At 49.2% G+C, this 15,591-nt stretch carries 14 protein-coding genes; 7 read left to right on the top strand and 7 right to left on the bottom strand.

Features of this window, described 5'->3' with window-relative positions; all coding sequences use genetic code 11:
- Nucleotides 1–86: 86 nt before the first annotated feature.
- On the bottom strand, nucleotides 87–485 hold the full coding sequence (locus tag ABT58_RS09980) for a MerR family transcriptional regulator (RefSeq protein WP_047874243.1): 399 nt from the start codon (nucleotides 483–485) through the stop codon (nucleotides 87–89).
- Nucleotides 486–1,201: 716 nt separating this feature from the next.
- On the opposite strand from ABT58_RS09980, the gene ABT58_RS09975 reads away from it, so the two are divergent.
- The 6 genes from ABT58_RS09975 to oppF all read left to right on the top strand — a co-directional run bounded on the left by ABT58_RS09975 (nucleotide 1,202) and on the right by oppF (nucleotide 7,455).
- A complete protein-coding gene (locus ABT58_RS09975; RefSeq protein WP_156168819.1) occupies nucleotides 1,202–1,378 on the top strand; it encodes a hypothetical protein in 177 nt (58 codons plus the stop codon).
- Nucleotides 1,379–1,819: 441 nt separating this feature from the next.
- Complete coding sequence (locus ABT58_RS09970; protein WP_047874241.1) at nucleotides 1,820–3,445, top strand: ABC transporter substrate-binding protein; 1,626 nt, start codon at nucleotides 1,820–1,822, stop codon at nucleotides 3,443–3,445.
- 119 nt (nucleotides 3,446–3,564) lie between these two features.
- The gene (gene oppB, locus ABT58_RS09965; RefSeq protein ID WP_047874240.1) at nucleotides 3,565–4,485 is read left to right on the top strand and encodes an oligopeptide ABC transporter permease OppB; all 921 of its coding nucleotides are present in this window, start codon (nucleotides 3,565–3,567) and stop codon (nucleotides 4,483–4,485) included.
- A 15-nt stretch (nucleotides 4,486–4,500) separates the two neighbouring features.
- Entirely contained in the window at nucleotides 4,501–5,412 is a 912-nt protein-coding gene (oppC, locus tag ABT58_RS09960) for an oligopeptide ABC transporter permease OppC (RefSeq protein ID WP_047874266.1), read from the top strand.
- Nucleotides 5,413–5,503: 91 nt separating this feature from the next.
- The gene (gene oppD / locus ABT58_RS09955) at nucleotides 5,504–6,469 is read left to right on the top strand and encodes an ABC transporter ATP-binding protein (protein WP_047874239.1); all 966 of its coding nucleotides are present in this window, start codon (nucleotides 5,504–5,506) and stop codon (nucleotides 6,467–6,469) included.
- Complete coding sequence (gene oppF, locus ABT58_RS09950; RefSeq protein WP_047874238.1) at nucleotides 6,469–7,455, top strand: murein tripeptide/oligopeptide ABC transporter ATP binding protein OppF; 987 nt, start codon at nucleotides 6,469–6,471, stop codon at nucleotides 7,453–7,455. The genes oppD and oppF overlap by 1 nt, the downstream gene beginning before the upstream one ends.
- A 236-nt stretch (nucleotides 7,456–7,691) precedes the next feature.
- Here oppF and ABT58_RS09945 read toward each other — a convergent pair whose 3' ends face one another.
- The 5 genes from ABT58_RS09945 to rluE form a co-directional block, all read right to left on the bottom strand.
- Entirely contained in the window at nucleotides 7,692–8,825 is a 1,134-nt protein-coding gene (locus ABT58_RS09945) for a ribosomal protein uL16 3-hydroxylase (RefSeq protein ID WP_047874237.1), read from the bottom strand.
- 182 nt (nucleotides 8,826–9,007) lie between these two features.
- A complete protein-coding gene (gene purB, locus ABT58_RS09940; protein WP_047874236.1) occupies nucleotides 9,008–10,375 on the bottom strand; it encodes an adenylosuccinate lyase in 1,368 nt (455 codons plus the stop codon).
- Nucleotides 10,376–10,478: 103 nt separating this feature from the next.
- Entirely contained in the window at nucleotides 10,479–11,093 is a 615-nt protein-coding gene (hflD, locus tag ABT58_RS09935) for a high frequency lysogenization protein HflD (RefSeq protein ID WP_047874235.1), read from the bottom strand.
- Nucleotides 11,094–11,107: 14 nt separating this feature from the next.
- Nucleotides 11,108–12,223 (bottom strand): tRNA 2-thiouridine(34) synthase MnmA, encoded by a 1,116-nt coding sequence (mnmA, locus tag ABT58_RS09930; protein WP_047874234.1) that lies wholly within the window; start codon nucleotides 12,221–12,223, stop codon nucleotides 11,108–11,110.
- Nucleotides 12,224–12,551: 328 nt separating this feature from the next.
- A complete protein-coding gene (gene rluE, locus ABT58_RS09925) occupies nucleotides 12,552–13,184 on the bottom strand; it encodes a 23S rRNA pseudouridine(2457) synthase RluE (protein WP_047874233.1) in 633 nt (210 codons plus the stop codon).
- A 142-nt stretch (nucleotides 13,185–13,326) separates the two neighbouring features.
- Here rluE and icd point away from each other — a divergent pair, with 142 nt between their 5' ends.
- Nucleotides 13,327–14,580, top strand: a complete 1,254-nt coding sequence (gene icd / locus ABT58_RS09920) for an NADP-dependent isocitrate dehydrogenase (protein WP_047874232.1) — start codon at nucleotides 13,327–13,329, stop codon at nucleotides 14,578–14,580.
- Between the two features lie 322 nt (nucleotides 14,581–14,902).
- On the opposite strand, the gene cspD is transcribed toward icd, so the two are convergent.
- Nucleotides 14,903–15,124, bottom strand: a complete 222-nt coding sequence (gene cspD, locus ABT58_RS09915; protein ID WP_047874231.1) for a cold shock domain-containing protein CspD — start codon at nucleotides 15,122–15,124, stop codon at nucleotides 14,903–14,905.
- Nucleotides 15,125–15,591 lie beyond the last annotated feature (467 nt).

Here is a 15,591-nt window from a genome sequence, read left to right as displayed (position 1 = left end):
ACTCGCTTACTCGCTTACTCGCTTACTCGCTTACTCGCTTACTCGCTTACTCGCTTACTCGCTTACTCGCTTACTCGCTTACTCGCTTACTCGTATTTATCCAACTGCTTGTAACATTGCCGCTCTGCGGCGCTCAGTTCCATCATGATCAGATTGATATCGGTTTGTTGCTGCTGCAGTTTTTGCTGTCGGTGACGAATGGTATTGAGCATGGTCTGCAACTGACCTTTGCTTTGTACATCGGCATCGTACAGGTTAAATAACTCCTGTATTTCCAACAAACTGAAGCCTAGCCGTTTTCCTCGCAAAATGAGTTTGAGTCTGGCGCGATCACGGCTGGAAAAGATCCGGTGCTGGCCTTGCCGGGTGGGGCTGAGTAGTCCCTGATTTTCATAAAATCGAATGCTGCGTAAGGTCACAGAGAATTCTTCTGCGAGCTGCGAAATGGAATAGGTGTCGTTACGTCCCGTGGTTTTGGTGAGCATTCCGTCATCCCTTTTTTGTCACGTGTCTCATGCTGTTTTTCTGAGGGGGTTCAGCGTATTCGCCTGATACCGAGAAAAACAGTGGCCATTCCTTGACCATCAGAAATGATTTCATAGCCTCTGTGAAATAACAAGGCCAAACAGGGGAATTGGGTGTGTTACAAGAGAAAACGAGAGATAGATTGCGGGGGCAAGAAAGAAAATAGCCCCTCAGGTGAGGGGCTAGCAGGCATCATTTGATACCGTTAACACCATCTTTCGGGCGGTACGATGAAGGTACGTAGCCAGGACGGTGGCGGGAAGGACTTGGACGTGAAACACAACCTGCTGGTCTCATGGATGTTATCTCTCAACGCTAGAACGGAACGGGAACGGATGCAGCAATAAACCTTGAGTTATTAGGTGTATAGCTGGTAAAGAAGATAGTAGCGTTATTATTCTGTTAGAGAAACGTGCCACGATTGAAAATCTCACTATGTGAGAACTTAGTCTATGCGCTATTTTTTATATATACATTTGTTATTAAAAATCGAGATGTAAGTCATGTCTGTCGGCAGAAAACGCGTTTTTGTGCCATATTGAATAGACGCGCGTAGCCGATCATAAAAAATTACCACAGGGTGGGAGACCGCAGCTGGAGATTGGCACCCGTACACTCATGGCACACAAAGATGTTGCTGATCATGTATCGTAAGCGGGATGACCGCGGAGGGATTATGAAGCACAAACGAGTCACGAATCGCCGTATCAAGCAAATGATGGAAGACATCAATCACGATGGCCTGTTCGATGAGGTGTTATCAGACGGGAACAGCCAGTCACTCAAAGAGAACCAATCTAAAGACGGGCAGGAAGTGCCACCGAATCTCAATCTCGACAGTGAAAATAAGTAATCGAACAATAAAGAAAGAAGCGCCGCAAGGCGCTTTTTTTGTGACTTCGGTTTTGCATTTATGTTGCACGTAGTTTGGTTTGCTGTGAAGTGGCGTGGTTTTTTATGCTATTTAATGATTTTCACAGACGATAAATCATGCAAAAAGTAGCAGAAAGGTGGATTAAACGGCGGATATTTCTTCTCAGTATGGTTTTTACAATAGATCTCTCTAGTCGCCATAGCACAAATGGAGACTTCCGCTTCATATTCAGCACATATTAAGGATTATGTCTGTTTTTGTAATCAAATTGTGGCAAATTACTTCGATGACTGATACTGTTTCGAGCAATTCTTCGGTTTGCTTTGTGTGATTTAGGACAAATTACGCAAATATTGCGGCCATTTGGCGCCAACGGAAGAGTCTCAAGGACGTAATAAAACGATGTGTTGGAGTGAATGCATGTATAAGAATAAAGTATCTCAGGCGGTGCTGCTAGGCATGGCCATGGCAGCCACGGCGTTTCCCTCTTTTGCTGCAAATGTTCCTGACGGCGTGAAGCTGGCTGAGAAGCAAGAATTAGTACGTGGTAACGGTACCGAAGTGGAGTCACTTGACCCGCAGAAAGTATCGGGCGTACCAGAATCTAACGTGATCCGTGATTTGCTGGAAGGCCTGGTTAACCAGGACGGCGATGGCAACCTGATTGGTGGTGTCGCGAAATCATGGGAAAGCGAAGACAACAAAACGTGGATTTTCCACCTGCGTGAAGACGCGAAATGGTCTAACGGTGATCCGGTACTGGCCAGTGATTTCGTCTACACATGGCGCCGACTGGCGGATCCAAAAACCGGCTCTCCTTATGCTTCCTACCTAGAAATGACCACCATGAAAAATGCCGGTGACATCATTCTGGGTAAACAATCTCCTGAAAAGCTGGGTGTAGTGGCCGTTGATGATCACACACTGAAAGTCGAGCTTGAAAAACCATTGCCATATTTCGTGGCGATGACCGTTCACACTTCCATGAAGCCGGTCAACCAGAAAGTGGTGGAAAAATACGGCGATAAGTGGACGAGCCCAGACACTTACGTGGGTAACGGTGCATTTCAGCTAGACAAGTGGGTGGTGAACGAGCGTATCGTCCTGAAGCCAAATACCCATTACTGGGATAACGAAAAAACCGTCCTGACTCAAGTTTCCTTCTTGCCGATTGAAAACCAAGTGGCGGCCATGAACCGTTTCTTGGCTGGCGAAATCGACATGACGTATGAAATGCCAAACGAACACTTTAAGCGTTTGGTGAAGCAGCATGCTGAGTCTGTCAAAGTGACACCGTACTTGTGTTCTTACTACTACGAATTCAACACGGCGAAAGCCCCATTTAATGATGAGCGTGTGCGTCAGGCATTGTCTTACGCGATCGATCGTGACGTGATTGCCAAGTTCATCGTCGGTAAAGGTGAAACCCCTGCGTACAACTTCACGCCTTTGGCGACCAATGGTCTGGACGTAGAAATGCCAGATTACGCGAAGTTGTCACAGAAAGAGCGTGTGGCAAAAGCACAAGCCTTGTTGGAAGCGGCAGGTTACGGCAAAGACAAACCCCTACAGTTTGACTTGTTGTACAACACCAGTGAAAACCACAAGAAAATTGCGGTCGCGATTGCCTCTATGTGGAAGAAATCACTGGGCGTAACGGCGACGCTAGAAAACCAAGAGTGGAAGAGCTACCTCGACAGCAAGCGTCAGGGTAACTTTGACGTGTCTCGTGCCGGCTGGTGTGGTGACTACAACGAAGCCTCAACCTTCCTGGGCATCATGCGTGACGGCCACTCTCAAAACTACCCGAAATATGCCAACAAGCAGTTTGACGGTCAGTTAGATAAAGCCCTGCTTGCGCACACGCCAGCAGAACGTGCTCAAGCCTATAAAGCGTCAGAAGCGCTACTGGCGAAAGACATGCCTATCATGCCGATCTACCACTACGTGAACGCACGTTTGGTGAATCCGAAACTAGGCGGCTACCCGGTTAACAACCCAGAAGACAACATCTTTAGTAAAGATTTGTACATCATTGCTGACTAATAAACAGCAAGAAATATGATTATAAGCGCTGCTTTCAGGACGGGAGCAGTGCCCTTTTTTGCTGGTTTTTCTCCGGCGAGCAATTGACTGTCACAGACGATAAAATAACGGTGTAGTTTATGATTAAATTCATCGCAAAACGGATTTTTGAAGCCATACCCACCTTGTTGGTATTGATCACAATTTCCTTTTTCCTCATGCGTTTCGCTCCGGGTAACCCGTTCTCAAGCGAGCGTCCTCTGCCACCCGAAGTGATGGCAAACATTGAAGCCAAATATGGCCTCGACAAACCGGTATTTGAACAGTACACCACCTACTTGGGCAATATCGTCCAGGGGGACTTTGGTCCGTCGTTCAAATACAAAGATTTTACCGTAAATGAGCTGGTGGCCAAGGCGCTGCCGGTATCGGCCAAGATTGGGGTCTTTGCCTTTATTTTCGCGCTCATTATGGGCGTCACAGTCGGCACCATTGCCGCCTTGAAACAAAACAGTTGGATAGATTACACCATTATGTCCACCGCGATGGCGGGGGTGGTGATGCCCTCCTTTATCCTCGCACCGGTGTTGATCTATATCTTCTCCATCAATCTGGGTTGGCTGCCGGCCGGTGGTTGGCATGACGGCTCGGTCAAATACATGCTGTTGCCGATGATGGGGATGTCCTTGTTGTATGTCGCCACCTTTGCCCGTATTACCCGTGGCAGCATGATTGAAACCCTGAACAGTAACTTTATCCGTACCGCACGCGCCAAAGGCCTGAGCTACCCGTACATCATCATGAAACATGCCCTGAAACCGGCACTGTTACCGGTGGTGTCGTACATGGGGCCGGCATTTGTCGGCATCATTACCGGCTCGGTAGTAATTGAAACCATTTTTGGTCTGCCGGGGATCGGTAAATTGTTCGTGAATGCGGCGTTTAACCGTGACTACTCGTTGGTACTGGGGATCACCATTCTGATTGGTTCATTGACCATTATCTTCAATGCCATTGTCGATATCGTGTTGGCGTATATCGATCCGAAGATCCGTTACTAAGGGGCCAATTTGATGATGTTAACGAAAAAAGAAAACGTAGACGCGGTAGAGAAGTTCTCTGAGCAATTGGAAATTGAAGGCCGCAGTTTATGGCAGGACGCCCGTATTCGTTTCATGCGTAACCGCGCGGCCATGGTCAGCCTGACCATTTTGTTCCTGATCACTCTGGCGGTGATCTTCGGCCCGATGTTCAGCAGCTATGCGTTTGATGATACCGATTGGTATGCCTTGCATGCGGCGCCGAGTTTGGGCGCAGAAGGCCACTTCTTCGGTACTGATAGCCTGGGGCGTGACTTGTACACCCGAACCCTGATTGGCGGACGTATCTCTCTGATGGTGGGGATCATGGGGGCCTTGGTGGCAGTCGTGATCGGGACCTTATACGGTGCCGCTTCTGGCTTTATCGGTGGCCGCACCGACCGCGTGATGATGCGTATTCTGGAGATCCTGTATTCCATCCCGTTCATGTTCTTTGTCATCGTGTTGGTGACCATTTTTGGCCGTAATATCATGCTGATCTTTGTGGCGATCGGGGCGATTTCCTGGCTCGATATGGCACGTATCGTACGAGGACAAACCTTGTCGCTGCGTAACAAAGAGTTCATTGAAGCGGCTCATGTCTCTGGGGTCAGCCAGTGGCGCATCATTACCCGTCATATCGTGCCGAACGTATTGGGCATTGTGGCGGTGTATTCCACCTTGTTGGTGCCGTCGATGATCCTGACCGAATCCTTCCTCAGCTTCTTAGGGCTAGGGGTACAGGAGCCGATGACTAGCTGGGGCGCGTTGCTGCAAGAAGGTTCGCAAACCATGGAAGTGGCGATTTGGCAGTTGATGTTCCCGGCCGCCTTTATGGTGGTCACGCTGTTCTGTTTTAACTACGTGGGTGACGGTTTACGTGACGCACTGGATCCAAAAGACAGATAACCCAAGGGACAGACTGTGGCGTGCGAAGACCGGCTTGAACGATAACAGCAAGCTGAGAGCGCGCCGCAGAGAGACGTGATAAGGAAGTAGTATGAGTTTATTAGATGTCAAAGATCTCCGCGTAGAATTCAAAACACAAGACGGTATTGTCACGGCGGTTAACGATCTGAATTTTTCTCTCCAGCAAGGGGAAACCTTGGGGATTGTGGGCGAGTCCGGCTCGGGTAAAAGCCAGACGGTATTCGCCATCATGGGCCTGTTGGCCAAAAACGGCATGATCAGCGGCAGCGCAAAGTTCGAAGGCCGTGAAATCCTTAACCTGCCAGAAAAAGAGCTGAACCGTATCCGAGCTGAGCAGATCGCAATGATCTTCCAGGATCCGATGACCTCGCTTAACCCGTATATGAAAGTCAGCGATCAGCTGATGGAAGTGTTAATGCTGCACAAAGGCATGAGCAAATCAGAAGCCTTTGAAGAAAGTGTCCGTATGTTGGATGCGGTGAAGATTCCGGAAGCCCGTAAACGTATCACCATGTACCCGCATGAGTTTTCCGGCGGTATGCGTCAGCGTGTGATGATTGCAATGGCATTGCTGTGCCGTCCAAAACTGCTGATCGCCGATGAGCCGACTACCGCGTTGGATGTGACAGTGCAGGCACAGATCATGGAACTGCTCAATGAGCTGAAAACCGATTTCAATACCGCCATTATCATGATCACTCACGATTTGGGTGTGGTTGCGGGCAGCTGTGACAAAGTGCTGGTGATGTATGCCGGTCGTACTATGGAATACGGCAAGATCAACGAAATTTTCTATCAGCCGTCGCACCCGTACACGGAAGGGCTGTTAAAAGCGATCCCGCGTTTGGATACCAACAGTGAAGAGTTGCCGACCATTCCGGGCAATCCGCCAAACCTGTTGCACCTGCCAGTGGGGTGTCCTTACCAAGAGCGCTGTCACCGTGTGACCAGTCGCTGTGCGCAAGAAGCGCCGGCACTGAAGGCGTTTGCCGAAGGCCGTTTACGTGCGTGTTTTTCTGATATGGGGACGTGGTAATGGAAGCGCAAAAACAACTTTTACTTGATATCAGCGATTTGAAAGTGCACTTCAACATCGCGCAAAAATCCGCGTGGCCATGGACCAAGCCACTGACCCTGAAAGCCGTGGATGGTGTGGGTGTGCGTTTGTATGAAGGTGAAACGCTGGGTGTGGTGGGCGAATCCGGTTGCGGTAAATCCACCTTTGCCCGTGCAGTGATCGGCCTGGTGGAAGCAACAGACGGTAAAGTGCTGTGGCTGGGGCAAGATCTGACCGTGTTGGATCACAAAGCCATGCGTGAAAAGCGCAAAGACATTCAGATGATTTTTCAGGATCCATTGGCGTCACTGAACCCGCGTATGACGGTCGGGGAAATCATCGCTGAGCCATTGAAAGCGTATTTCCCTAACATGTCGGCAGAAGACGTGAAAGCACAGGTACGCGAGATGATGACCAAGGTCGGCTTGCTACCGAACGTGATCAACCGCTATCCGCACGAGTTTTCCGGTGGCCAGTGTCAGCGTATCGGGATTGCCCGTGCGCTGATTTTGAAGCCAAAGCTGATCATTTGTGATGAGCCGGTTTCAGCGCTGGATGTATCGATTCAGGCGCAGGTGGTGAATCTGTTGAAATCACTGCAAAAAGAGATGGGATTGAGCCTGATCTTTATTGCGCACGATTTATCCGTGGTGAAGCATATTTCTGATCGCGTGTTGGTGATGTACTTAGGGAATGCGGTGGAAATGGGGGAAGCAGAGGCGTTGTTTGAAGAGCCGAAGCACCCGTATACCAAAGCCTTGATGTCGGCGGTGCCGATCCCGGATCCGGACTTGGAACGTAACAAGCACATTGAATTGCTGGAAGGGGACTTGCCGTCACCGATGAACCCGCCGTCAGGCTGTGTGTTCAGAACGCGCTGCCCGATTGCTACCGAGGCGTGTGCGGCGACAAAACCGCAACTGCGCGGTGATGATGTGCATGCGGTGTCGTGCCTGATGGCCTGATCTTGCACTATCCCTCCTTTTAGCATTCGTTAGCGAAATAAAAGAGAGGGGGAATATAAGAACGATGGATAACATCGTCAAAAAGAAGCGTTTAACGCTCACACAGAGAATACGCACGATAATAATAAAAAGGGCCAGCATAGCGCCAGCCCTGTGAATTTAAGCCTGTGACAGGCTTTAAGCGCGGTGTTAAAGCCGCGCTTTTTTTATCTTTGCTTTTCAGTACTTAGTCGCGGTTATTCAACCGGGTACCAGTAACCCAGGTTAATCAACTGTGCGATTAGGTCAATAAACGCAGGGTGGTCAACCATCTCACCCAGTTGGGCTTGTGTGACGGTTTCGGCATCACACAGTTGCGCGGCAGCGTCACCACATTCTTCTGGCAACTCAAAGCGCTCACCGTTAATGAACAGTACCGATGGTTGCTCCGGGTAGTAGAACGCACGCAGGCCGCCCAGACGTTTCAGCGCTTCACCGCTTTTCAGGAACTGGTGCACTTCCGCGTTTTCCCAAACAGGTTCAGCGGCAATGATATCCAATTCGTGACGGCTGTTGCTCAGGTGTTCACCCAACCAGGCTTTCATCACTTCAGGGTGATCCAGCAGGCTGCGCATCATGGTTTCCATCGCGTTGAATTCGTCATCCAGAATGGCACCGCTGTTCTGACGCGCAGGCAGATCCGGATTGTGGTAATGCACATCGCCAATTTCGTTAGCAATCACGTAATCGGCAAAGCTGCTCAATAGCTCTTGTTTCTTCGGTGAACGGAAGCCCACAGAGAAGCTCATTGACGTTTCAATGGCATAACCGTCGTGCGGGAAACCTGGCGGAATGTACAGAATATCGCCCGGCTCCAGCATGTCGTCGATGATCGGCTCAAAGCCTTTGATCTGACGCAGGGCTGGGTGACCAAATTCTTCTTCGTAATCGTCTTTCTTCGGGCCGACACGCCAGTGACGTTTACCGGAACCCTGAATGATGAATACATCGTATTGATCGATGTGAGGGCCAACACCGCCACCCGGGGTGGAGTAGCTGATCATCAAATCATCCAGCAGCCAGTTTGGCAGTTGACGGAATGGCGTGACCAAGCGCGCTGCGCCTTCATGCCAGTGGTTAACGGCCTGTACAATGAATGACCAGTTATCTTCTGGTACATCATCAAAAGTCAGTGGGCCGTGGCGCACATCCCACTCGCTGCCGTGTTTAGCAATGTAGCGCGAGTCAATTTCTTCTTCCATTGCCAGACCAGCCAGTTCATCCGGGCTGATTGGGTCGATAAAATCTTTGAAGCCACCTTTGATGATGGTTGGCTTCTTCTGCCAGAATTCAGCAAGGAATTCTTCAAACGAGAAGGTAAGTTGGTACATAAAAACCGTTTTGAGCTGACTGTTGAAGGGAAGGATTATACCCCCAACCGCGCAAGGAGTGTGTGTTTTTACGTGTTACGGACGGATTGGTTGTGGGGAAGGGCGTAACGCGTCGAGAACGCAAATAAAGAAAAGGCCAGCGCGAGGCTGGCCTTGGTTTGTTCTGGGCTGAAAACCGTGAATTACAGTTTGTCAGTCAGGCTTACTGCATCACCGATGTAGTTAGCTGGTGTCATTTCTTTCAGACGGGTTTTCTCGTGCTCTGGTAGCTCAAGACCGTCGATGAATGCACGCATGCCTTCGCCATCAACACGCTTACCGCGCGTTAGCTCTTTCAGCTTCTCGTATGGCTTCTCGATGCCGTAGCGACGCATTACAGTCTGTACAGGCTCTGCCAATACTTCCCAGTTGCGATCTAGCTCAGCTTCTAGTGCCGCTTGGTTCACTTCTAGCTTGCTGATACCTTTTAGCGTAGAGGTGTACGCGATGATCGCGTAGCCACAGCCTACACCCAGGTTACGCAGAACCGTTGAGTCAGTCAGGTCACGCTGCCAGCGAGAAACAGGCAGTTTCTGTGCCAGGTGGCCGAAGATAGCGTTCGCTAGACCCAGATTACCTTCAGAGTTTTCGAAGTCGATTGGGTTGACTTTGTGCGGCATCGTTGAAGAGCCGATTTCGCCTGCGATGGTCTTCTGCTTGAAGTGACCCAGTGCGATGTAACCCCAAACGTCACGGTCGAAGTCCAACAGAATGGTGTTGAAACGTGCAAACGCGTCAAACAGTTCAGCGATGTAATCGTGTGGTTCGATCTGTGTGGTGTACGGGTTCCATGTGATGCCCAGAGACGTCACGAACTCTTCACTGTACTGGTGCCAGTCGATGTTCGGGTAAGCAGACAGGTGTGCGTTGTAGTTACCTACTGCACCGTTGATTTTACCCAGAATTTCCACGTTTTCGATTTGCTTGAACTGACGCTCCATACGGTACGCCACGTTCGCCATTTCTTTACCCATCGTAGATGGAGAAGCTGGCTGGCCGTGAGTACGGGTCAGTAGCGGTACCGCGCGGTATTCGTTCGCTAGGCCTTTGATTGCATCGATAACGTTGCGTACTTCAGGCAGCATTACGTTTTCACGTGCTTCTTTTAGCATCAACGCGTGAGACAGGTTGTTGATGTCTTCAGACGTACACGCAAAGTGGATGAATTCGTTCACTGCGTGCAGCTCAGGCACTTCAGCTACTTTTTCTTTCAGGAAGTATTCAACAGCTTTAACGTCGTGGTTAGTCGTGCGCTCGATGGTTTTGATACGTAGCGCATCTTCTTCGCTGAATTCAGCAGCAATGCGATCAAGGAAGGCATTCGCTTCAGCGCTGAACGCAGGAACTTCCACGATAGCATCAGTAGCGGCTAGCTTTTGTAGCCAGCGGATTTCAACGATAGTACGGTACTTTAGCAGACCAAATTCACTGAAAATGCTGCGTAGTGCGCTCGTTTTGCTTCCGTAGCGGCCGTCTACTGGGGAAACAGCAGTCAATGCTGACAGTTCCATGTTGCTCTCTCCTGGTTAAATAATCATAAAAACAAGGTGTAACAGACCTAGTACGAAGAGGTGACTAGGTTGAAAAAAGGTGCCGGCTAGGCCGGCACTCTCATTAACTACGGGCTAACAGAATTTTAGCCTGTTCAGTCATTTGCTTGCGGCCAAAAATCAGATGACGGCGTTTACCGCCCACCTGACGCCACAATACTGCCGCACGAATTGCGGCCAGCAGTAACGCACGTACTTTGTGTTGCACATTTTGTTGCTGCAACTGTGCCGGCGTACCGGTCACTTGAATGCGCGGACCGAGCGGACTGATGATGTCCAGATAGATGCTCGCAAGGTTGCTGATCATCTGATCGTCCATCAGTTCAAAATGGCCCACTTGGCGTTTCGCGGTATCAATGCGATCACCCAGTTGTTGCATGCTGTCGCGGCGACTCGCGAGTTTACGTTCCAACACCAATACGCTCATCAAGTAGCGGGTTAGCTCATTGCTTGATGGGCTACTGTCGATGCTTGTCATGGCCTGAAGGCCAGTACGCAGTTGAGATTCGTTACCGAAAATCTCAAGCGTATTGGATGGATCAGTCACAATAATGCTGTTCAGACTCGTTTCCAGTGCCTCAGGGTCACAGTGACCGTCTTTGGCAACTTTTTGAACGAGTTTTACCGCCTGGCAAAGACCGGCGAATGCAATAGTACGGTCATAAACAGAATGTGCCACGTGCGTTAACTCCCTTAGATACGCTGCTCGATAATACCGCCACCTAGGCACACATCACCGCTGTAGAACACAGCAGACTGGCCTGGTGTTACCGCAATTTGCGGCTCGTTAAAGATAACCTTGATGTTCTCATCATCGATAGGAATGATGGTACAAGGGATATCCTGCTGACGGTAGCGTGTTTTTACCGTGCATTGTAGGGGCTCACGAATTGGTTGGCGATCCACCCAGTGAAGTTGAGATGCAATCAGACCTTCTGATTTCAGGCGAGGGTGATCTTTACCCTGACCCACAACCAGTACGTTACGCTCAACATCTTTGTCGACCACGTACCATGCATCTTCATGGCCGTTGCCCCCTTTCTGTCCGCCAATGTGCAGACCTTTACGCTGACCCAAAGTGTGGTACATCAAGCCTTGGTGCTCGCCAATCACTTTGCCTTCATCAGCGGTTTCGATGTTACCAGGCTGTGCTGGTAGGTATTTGCCCAGGAATTCCGTGAACTTACGCTCACCGATAAAGCAGATACCGGTTGAATCTTTCTTCTTCGCGGTGATCAGGCCTTGCTCTTCTGCAATGCGGCGTACTTCTGGTTTCTCTAGCTCACCCACTGGGAACAGGCTGCGAGCGATTTGCTCGTGGCTCAGGGTGTACAGGAAGTAGCTCTGATCTTTGTTGTTATCTACGCCACGTAGCATTTGTGGCTTTTCGCCTTCTGCCGTTGGGAAGCTGCGACGGGTGTAGTGACCCATAGCGATGTAATCGGCTTCCAGCACTTCATCGGCAAACTCAAGGAAGGCTTTGAATTTGATTTCTTTGTTACAAAGAATATCAGGGTTTGGTGTACGACCCGCTTTGTACTCAGCTAAGAAATACTCAAACACGTTGTCCCAGTATTCTGCTGCAAAGTTGATGGTGTGCAGAGTAATACCCAGTTTGTCACAAACAGCTTGGGCGTCCGCTAAATCTTCTGCCGCTGAGCAATACTCATCGTTATCGTCCTCTTCCCAGTTCTTCATGAACAGGCCTTCTACTTGGTAGCCCTGTTGAAGCAGGAGGTACGCGGAGACAGAGGAATCAACGCCGCCGGACATGCCGACAATGACTTTTTTCTGGCTGTTATCTGACATATTTCTCTTCAGTCGTTAATGGAGTTAAGAGCGTAATTCTAACAGAAAGCTTTTTACCGAAACAGAGCGAGAGCCGAATCACACTTTAATAATTTCATCGGTAAACGAATTTACCGTCTCCATTAGTGACGCAAACGTTTGCGTCTTGGTGGTCATCATAGTGGAGCGTGATGAAAATGTGTAGTGTTTTTATCGACAATGGGTAAAAAAAGCACGGGCAGCGTGCCACCCAACCTGACGGCATCTTACGTCAGGCCAAGTGTACACGCGAGGGTGAAACAGGAGTGCGGAAAGTCGCTGTAGAACGTAAGAGAGGTACGCTGCGGTATTACAGGGTGACTTCGCGCCATTCTCCCGGAGCTAAATCTGCCACGGTCCAGTCTGCCATCTTGTAACGCACAAGGCGTAACGTTGGGAAACCAATGTGGGCGGTCATACGGCGAACCTGGCGGTTGCGGCCTTCTTTCAACGTAATCGCTAACCACGTGGTCGGGATGTTCTTGCGTTCACGGATCGGTGGATTACGTGGCCAAATGTCTGGGGCCTCAATACGTTCGACGCCTGCTGGCAGGGTTGGGCCGTCTTTGAGGGTGACGCCACGACGCAGCTCGGCAAGATCGTCATCAGTCGGTGCGCCTTCCACCTGTACCCAATAGGTTTTCGGTTGTTTGGACGTTGGTTGGGTCAGGCGTGCTTGCAGGACACCGTCGTTCGTCAATACCAATAATCCTTCACTGTCTTTGTCCAGTCGACCGGCCGGATAGACGTCTTTTACCGGGATAAAATCAGACAGGGTTTGATCGCCCGGTTCACCGGTAAACTGGGTCAGGACGTTATAAGGTTTGTTAAATAAAATGATCTTTTGCGGACCACGAGGACGCTTCGGTTTGTTAAGCATTCTTGATGGTCGGCGCTCATTATTTTGACGTTTTGGTTGACGCGGAGAGGTGTTTGGCTTCATAAATAGCGTGTTGTAAAAGGGAATAGGAAATTGACACGCCTATTATACGCGAAATTTACAGTGAGTGGCGTATCGATAAAATTTCAAGTATGATTTGCGCGCATCTTACAAAAAGATAACAAATGGACGCTAGGAGATTTAAATGGATAGTAAAGTAGTTGTACCCGCAGAAGGTCAGAAAATCACACTGGATGCTGAAGGTAAACTGGTCGTTCCTAATAACCCTGTCATTCCTTACATTGAAGGTGATGGCATTGGGGTAGATGTTAGCCCTGCCATGATCAAAGTTGTTGATGCTGCTGTACAAAAAGCATACGGCGGTGATCGTAAAATTGCTTGGATGGAAATCTACACCGGCGAAAAATCAACGCAAGTCTACGGTGAAGATGCGTGGCTACCGCAAGAAACCCTCGATTTTATTCGTGACTACAAAGTCGCCATCAAAGGCCCACTGACGACACCTGTCGGCGGGGGCATTCGCTCACTGAACGTCGCACTTCGTCAAGAGCTTGATTTGTACATCTGTGCTCGTCCTGTCCGCTATTTTGATGGCGTACCAAGCCCGCTAAAACAGCCTGAACTGACTGACATGGTGATCTACCGTGAAAACTCAGAAGACATTTATGCGGGTGTTGAGTTTAAAGCTGGTACGGCAGAAGCAGACAAACTGATTAAATTCTTGCAAGAAGAAATGGGCGCGACGAAGATCCGTTTCCCTCAGCAGTGTGGTGTAGGCATTAAGCCTGTGTCGGAAGAAGGCACCAAGCGTCTGATCCGTGCGGCGCTGCAGTACACCATCGATAACGATCGTGGCTCACTGACGCTGGTTCACAAAGGCAACATCATGAAGTTCACCGAAGGTGCCTTCAAAGATTGGGGCTATGAAGTGGCAGCGAAAGAGTTTGGTGCTGAGCTGCTTGATGGCGGCCCATGGATGACGCTGAAGAACCCGAATACGGGTAAAGAGATCATCATTAAAGACAGCATTGCTGATGCGTTCTTGCAGCAAATTCTACTGCGCCCAGCAGAGTACGATGTGATTGCGACCATGAACCTGAACGGTGACTATGTGTCTGATGCATTGGCTGCACAGGTGGGTGGTATCGGTATCGCCCCTGGCGCCAACATTGGTGACGGTGTGGCACTATTTGAAGCAACACACGGTACTGCGCCGAAGTACGCGGGTCAGGACAAAGTGAACCCGGGTTCATTGATTCTGTCTGCAGAAATGATGCTTCGTCACCTAGGCTGGACAGAAGCGGCTGATCTAATCATCAGCTCGATGGAAGCGGCCATTCGCAACAAGACGGTCACTTATGATTTTGAACGCCAGATGGAAGGCGCAACCTTGCGTAAGTGTTCTGAGTTTGCGGATGATATGATTGAGCAAATGTAAGACAGCGTATGACAAGACAAAAGACCCGGCGTGATGCCGGGTTTTTTATATCTGGCTTTTTTAAAACGTATGCTGCGCGATGGGCGTTTTCTGTTGGGTGATCTTAGTGGAAGTGGTGCTATACCTCTAGCGCAAGCGAACTGGCGGGGAGAGTAATAAATTTGTTAATACGGATATGAAAGGGATAATGGGTATGGATATGCAGTAGTTATTCATTTTGTGAATAACAATGCAGGATGTATCGTGGTAAAAAGGGATAAACGAAAAAGACGAGTCATTAGACTCGCCTTCGCAATGGGGTGCAGTGATTCGGTTAGCGGAATTATTTAACCGCTTCGCCATCAACGGGGACGATTTCCTTCGCATGGAACCCTTTAGGACCCGTTTCAACAGTGTAAGTGACTTGCTGTCCTGCTTTGAGTGTGCGGTATCCATCCATCTGGATAGTGGAGTAGTGTGCAAACACATCTCCGTCACCGCCTTCAGGGCAGATAAAACCGAAACCTTTTGCGTTATTGAACCATTTAACCGTACCTGTTGCCATGCTTACATCCTTATTTGCATTCAAGTTCCATGTTGCACTACGTTGCTTAACCTTTTTAGCATGACTTGCATAGTAATGCTAATTGGGTGCTGATAACAGCGCGTACAGGTTACACTTTAGTAAAATCAGATAGACAGTCAAGTGCATATCATAACATTTTCATAAAATGCTATTGCTCAGAAGAATTTTTTGTGTAAGGCGGAAAAAGGGTGTCACAGCAGGTTTGCACAGTGATATGAGGGCACGTCGCTTTTCCCTTGATTATTGTGTTATGAGTGCACATTTTCTTAGCAGATACATCTAGTATCAGCGCGTATTGTTGGTTGGGTCATAGTCATCTCTGATTTGCTGGAATACAATGCGTGCATTAGTCTGAATATAGAGGTAGGAAAACTGTGACTCAGTGCGCCTGTAAACAATAAAATTTCGTTAAGTGATTGTTTATTGGTGGACTATTCCTACCAAAT

Source organism: Photobacterium aphoticum (genome assembly GCF_001029435.1).
Lineage (GTDB): Bacteria > Pseudomonadota > Gammaproteobacteria > Enterobacterales > Vibrionaceae > Photobacterium > Photobacterium aphoticum.
This window is presented reverse-complemented; position numbering and strand designations above follow the sequence as displayed.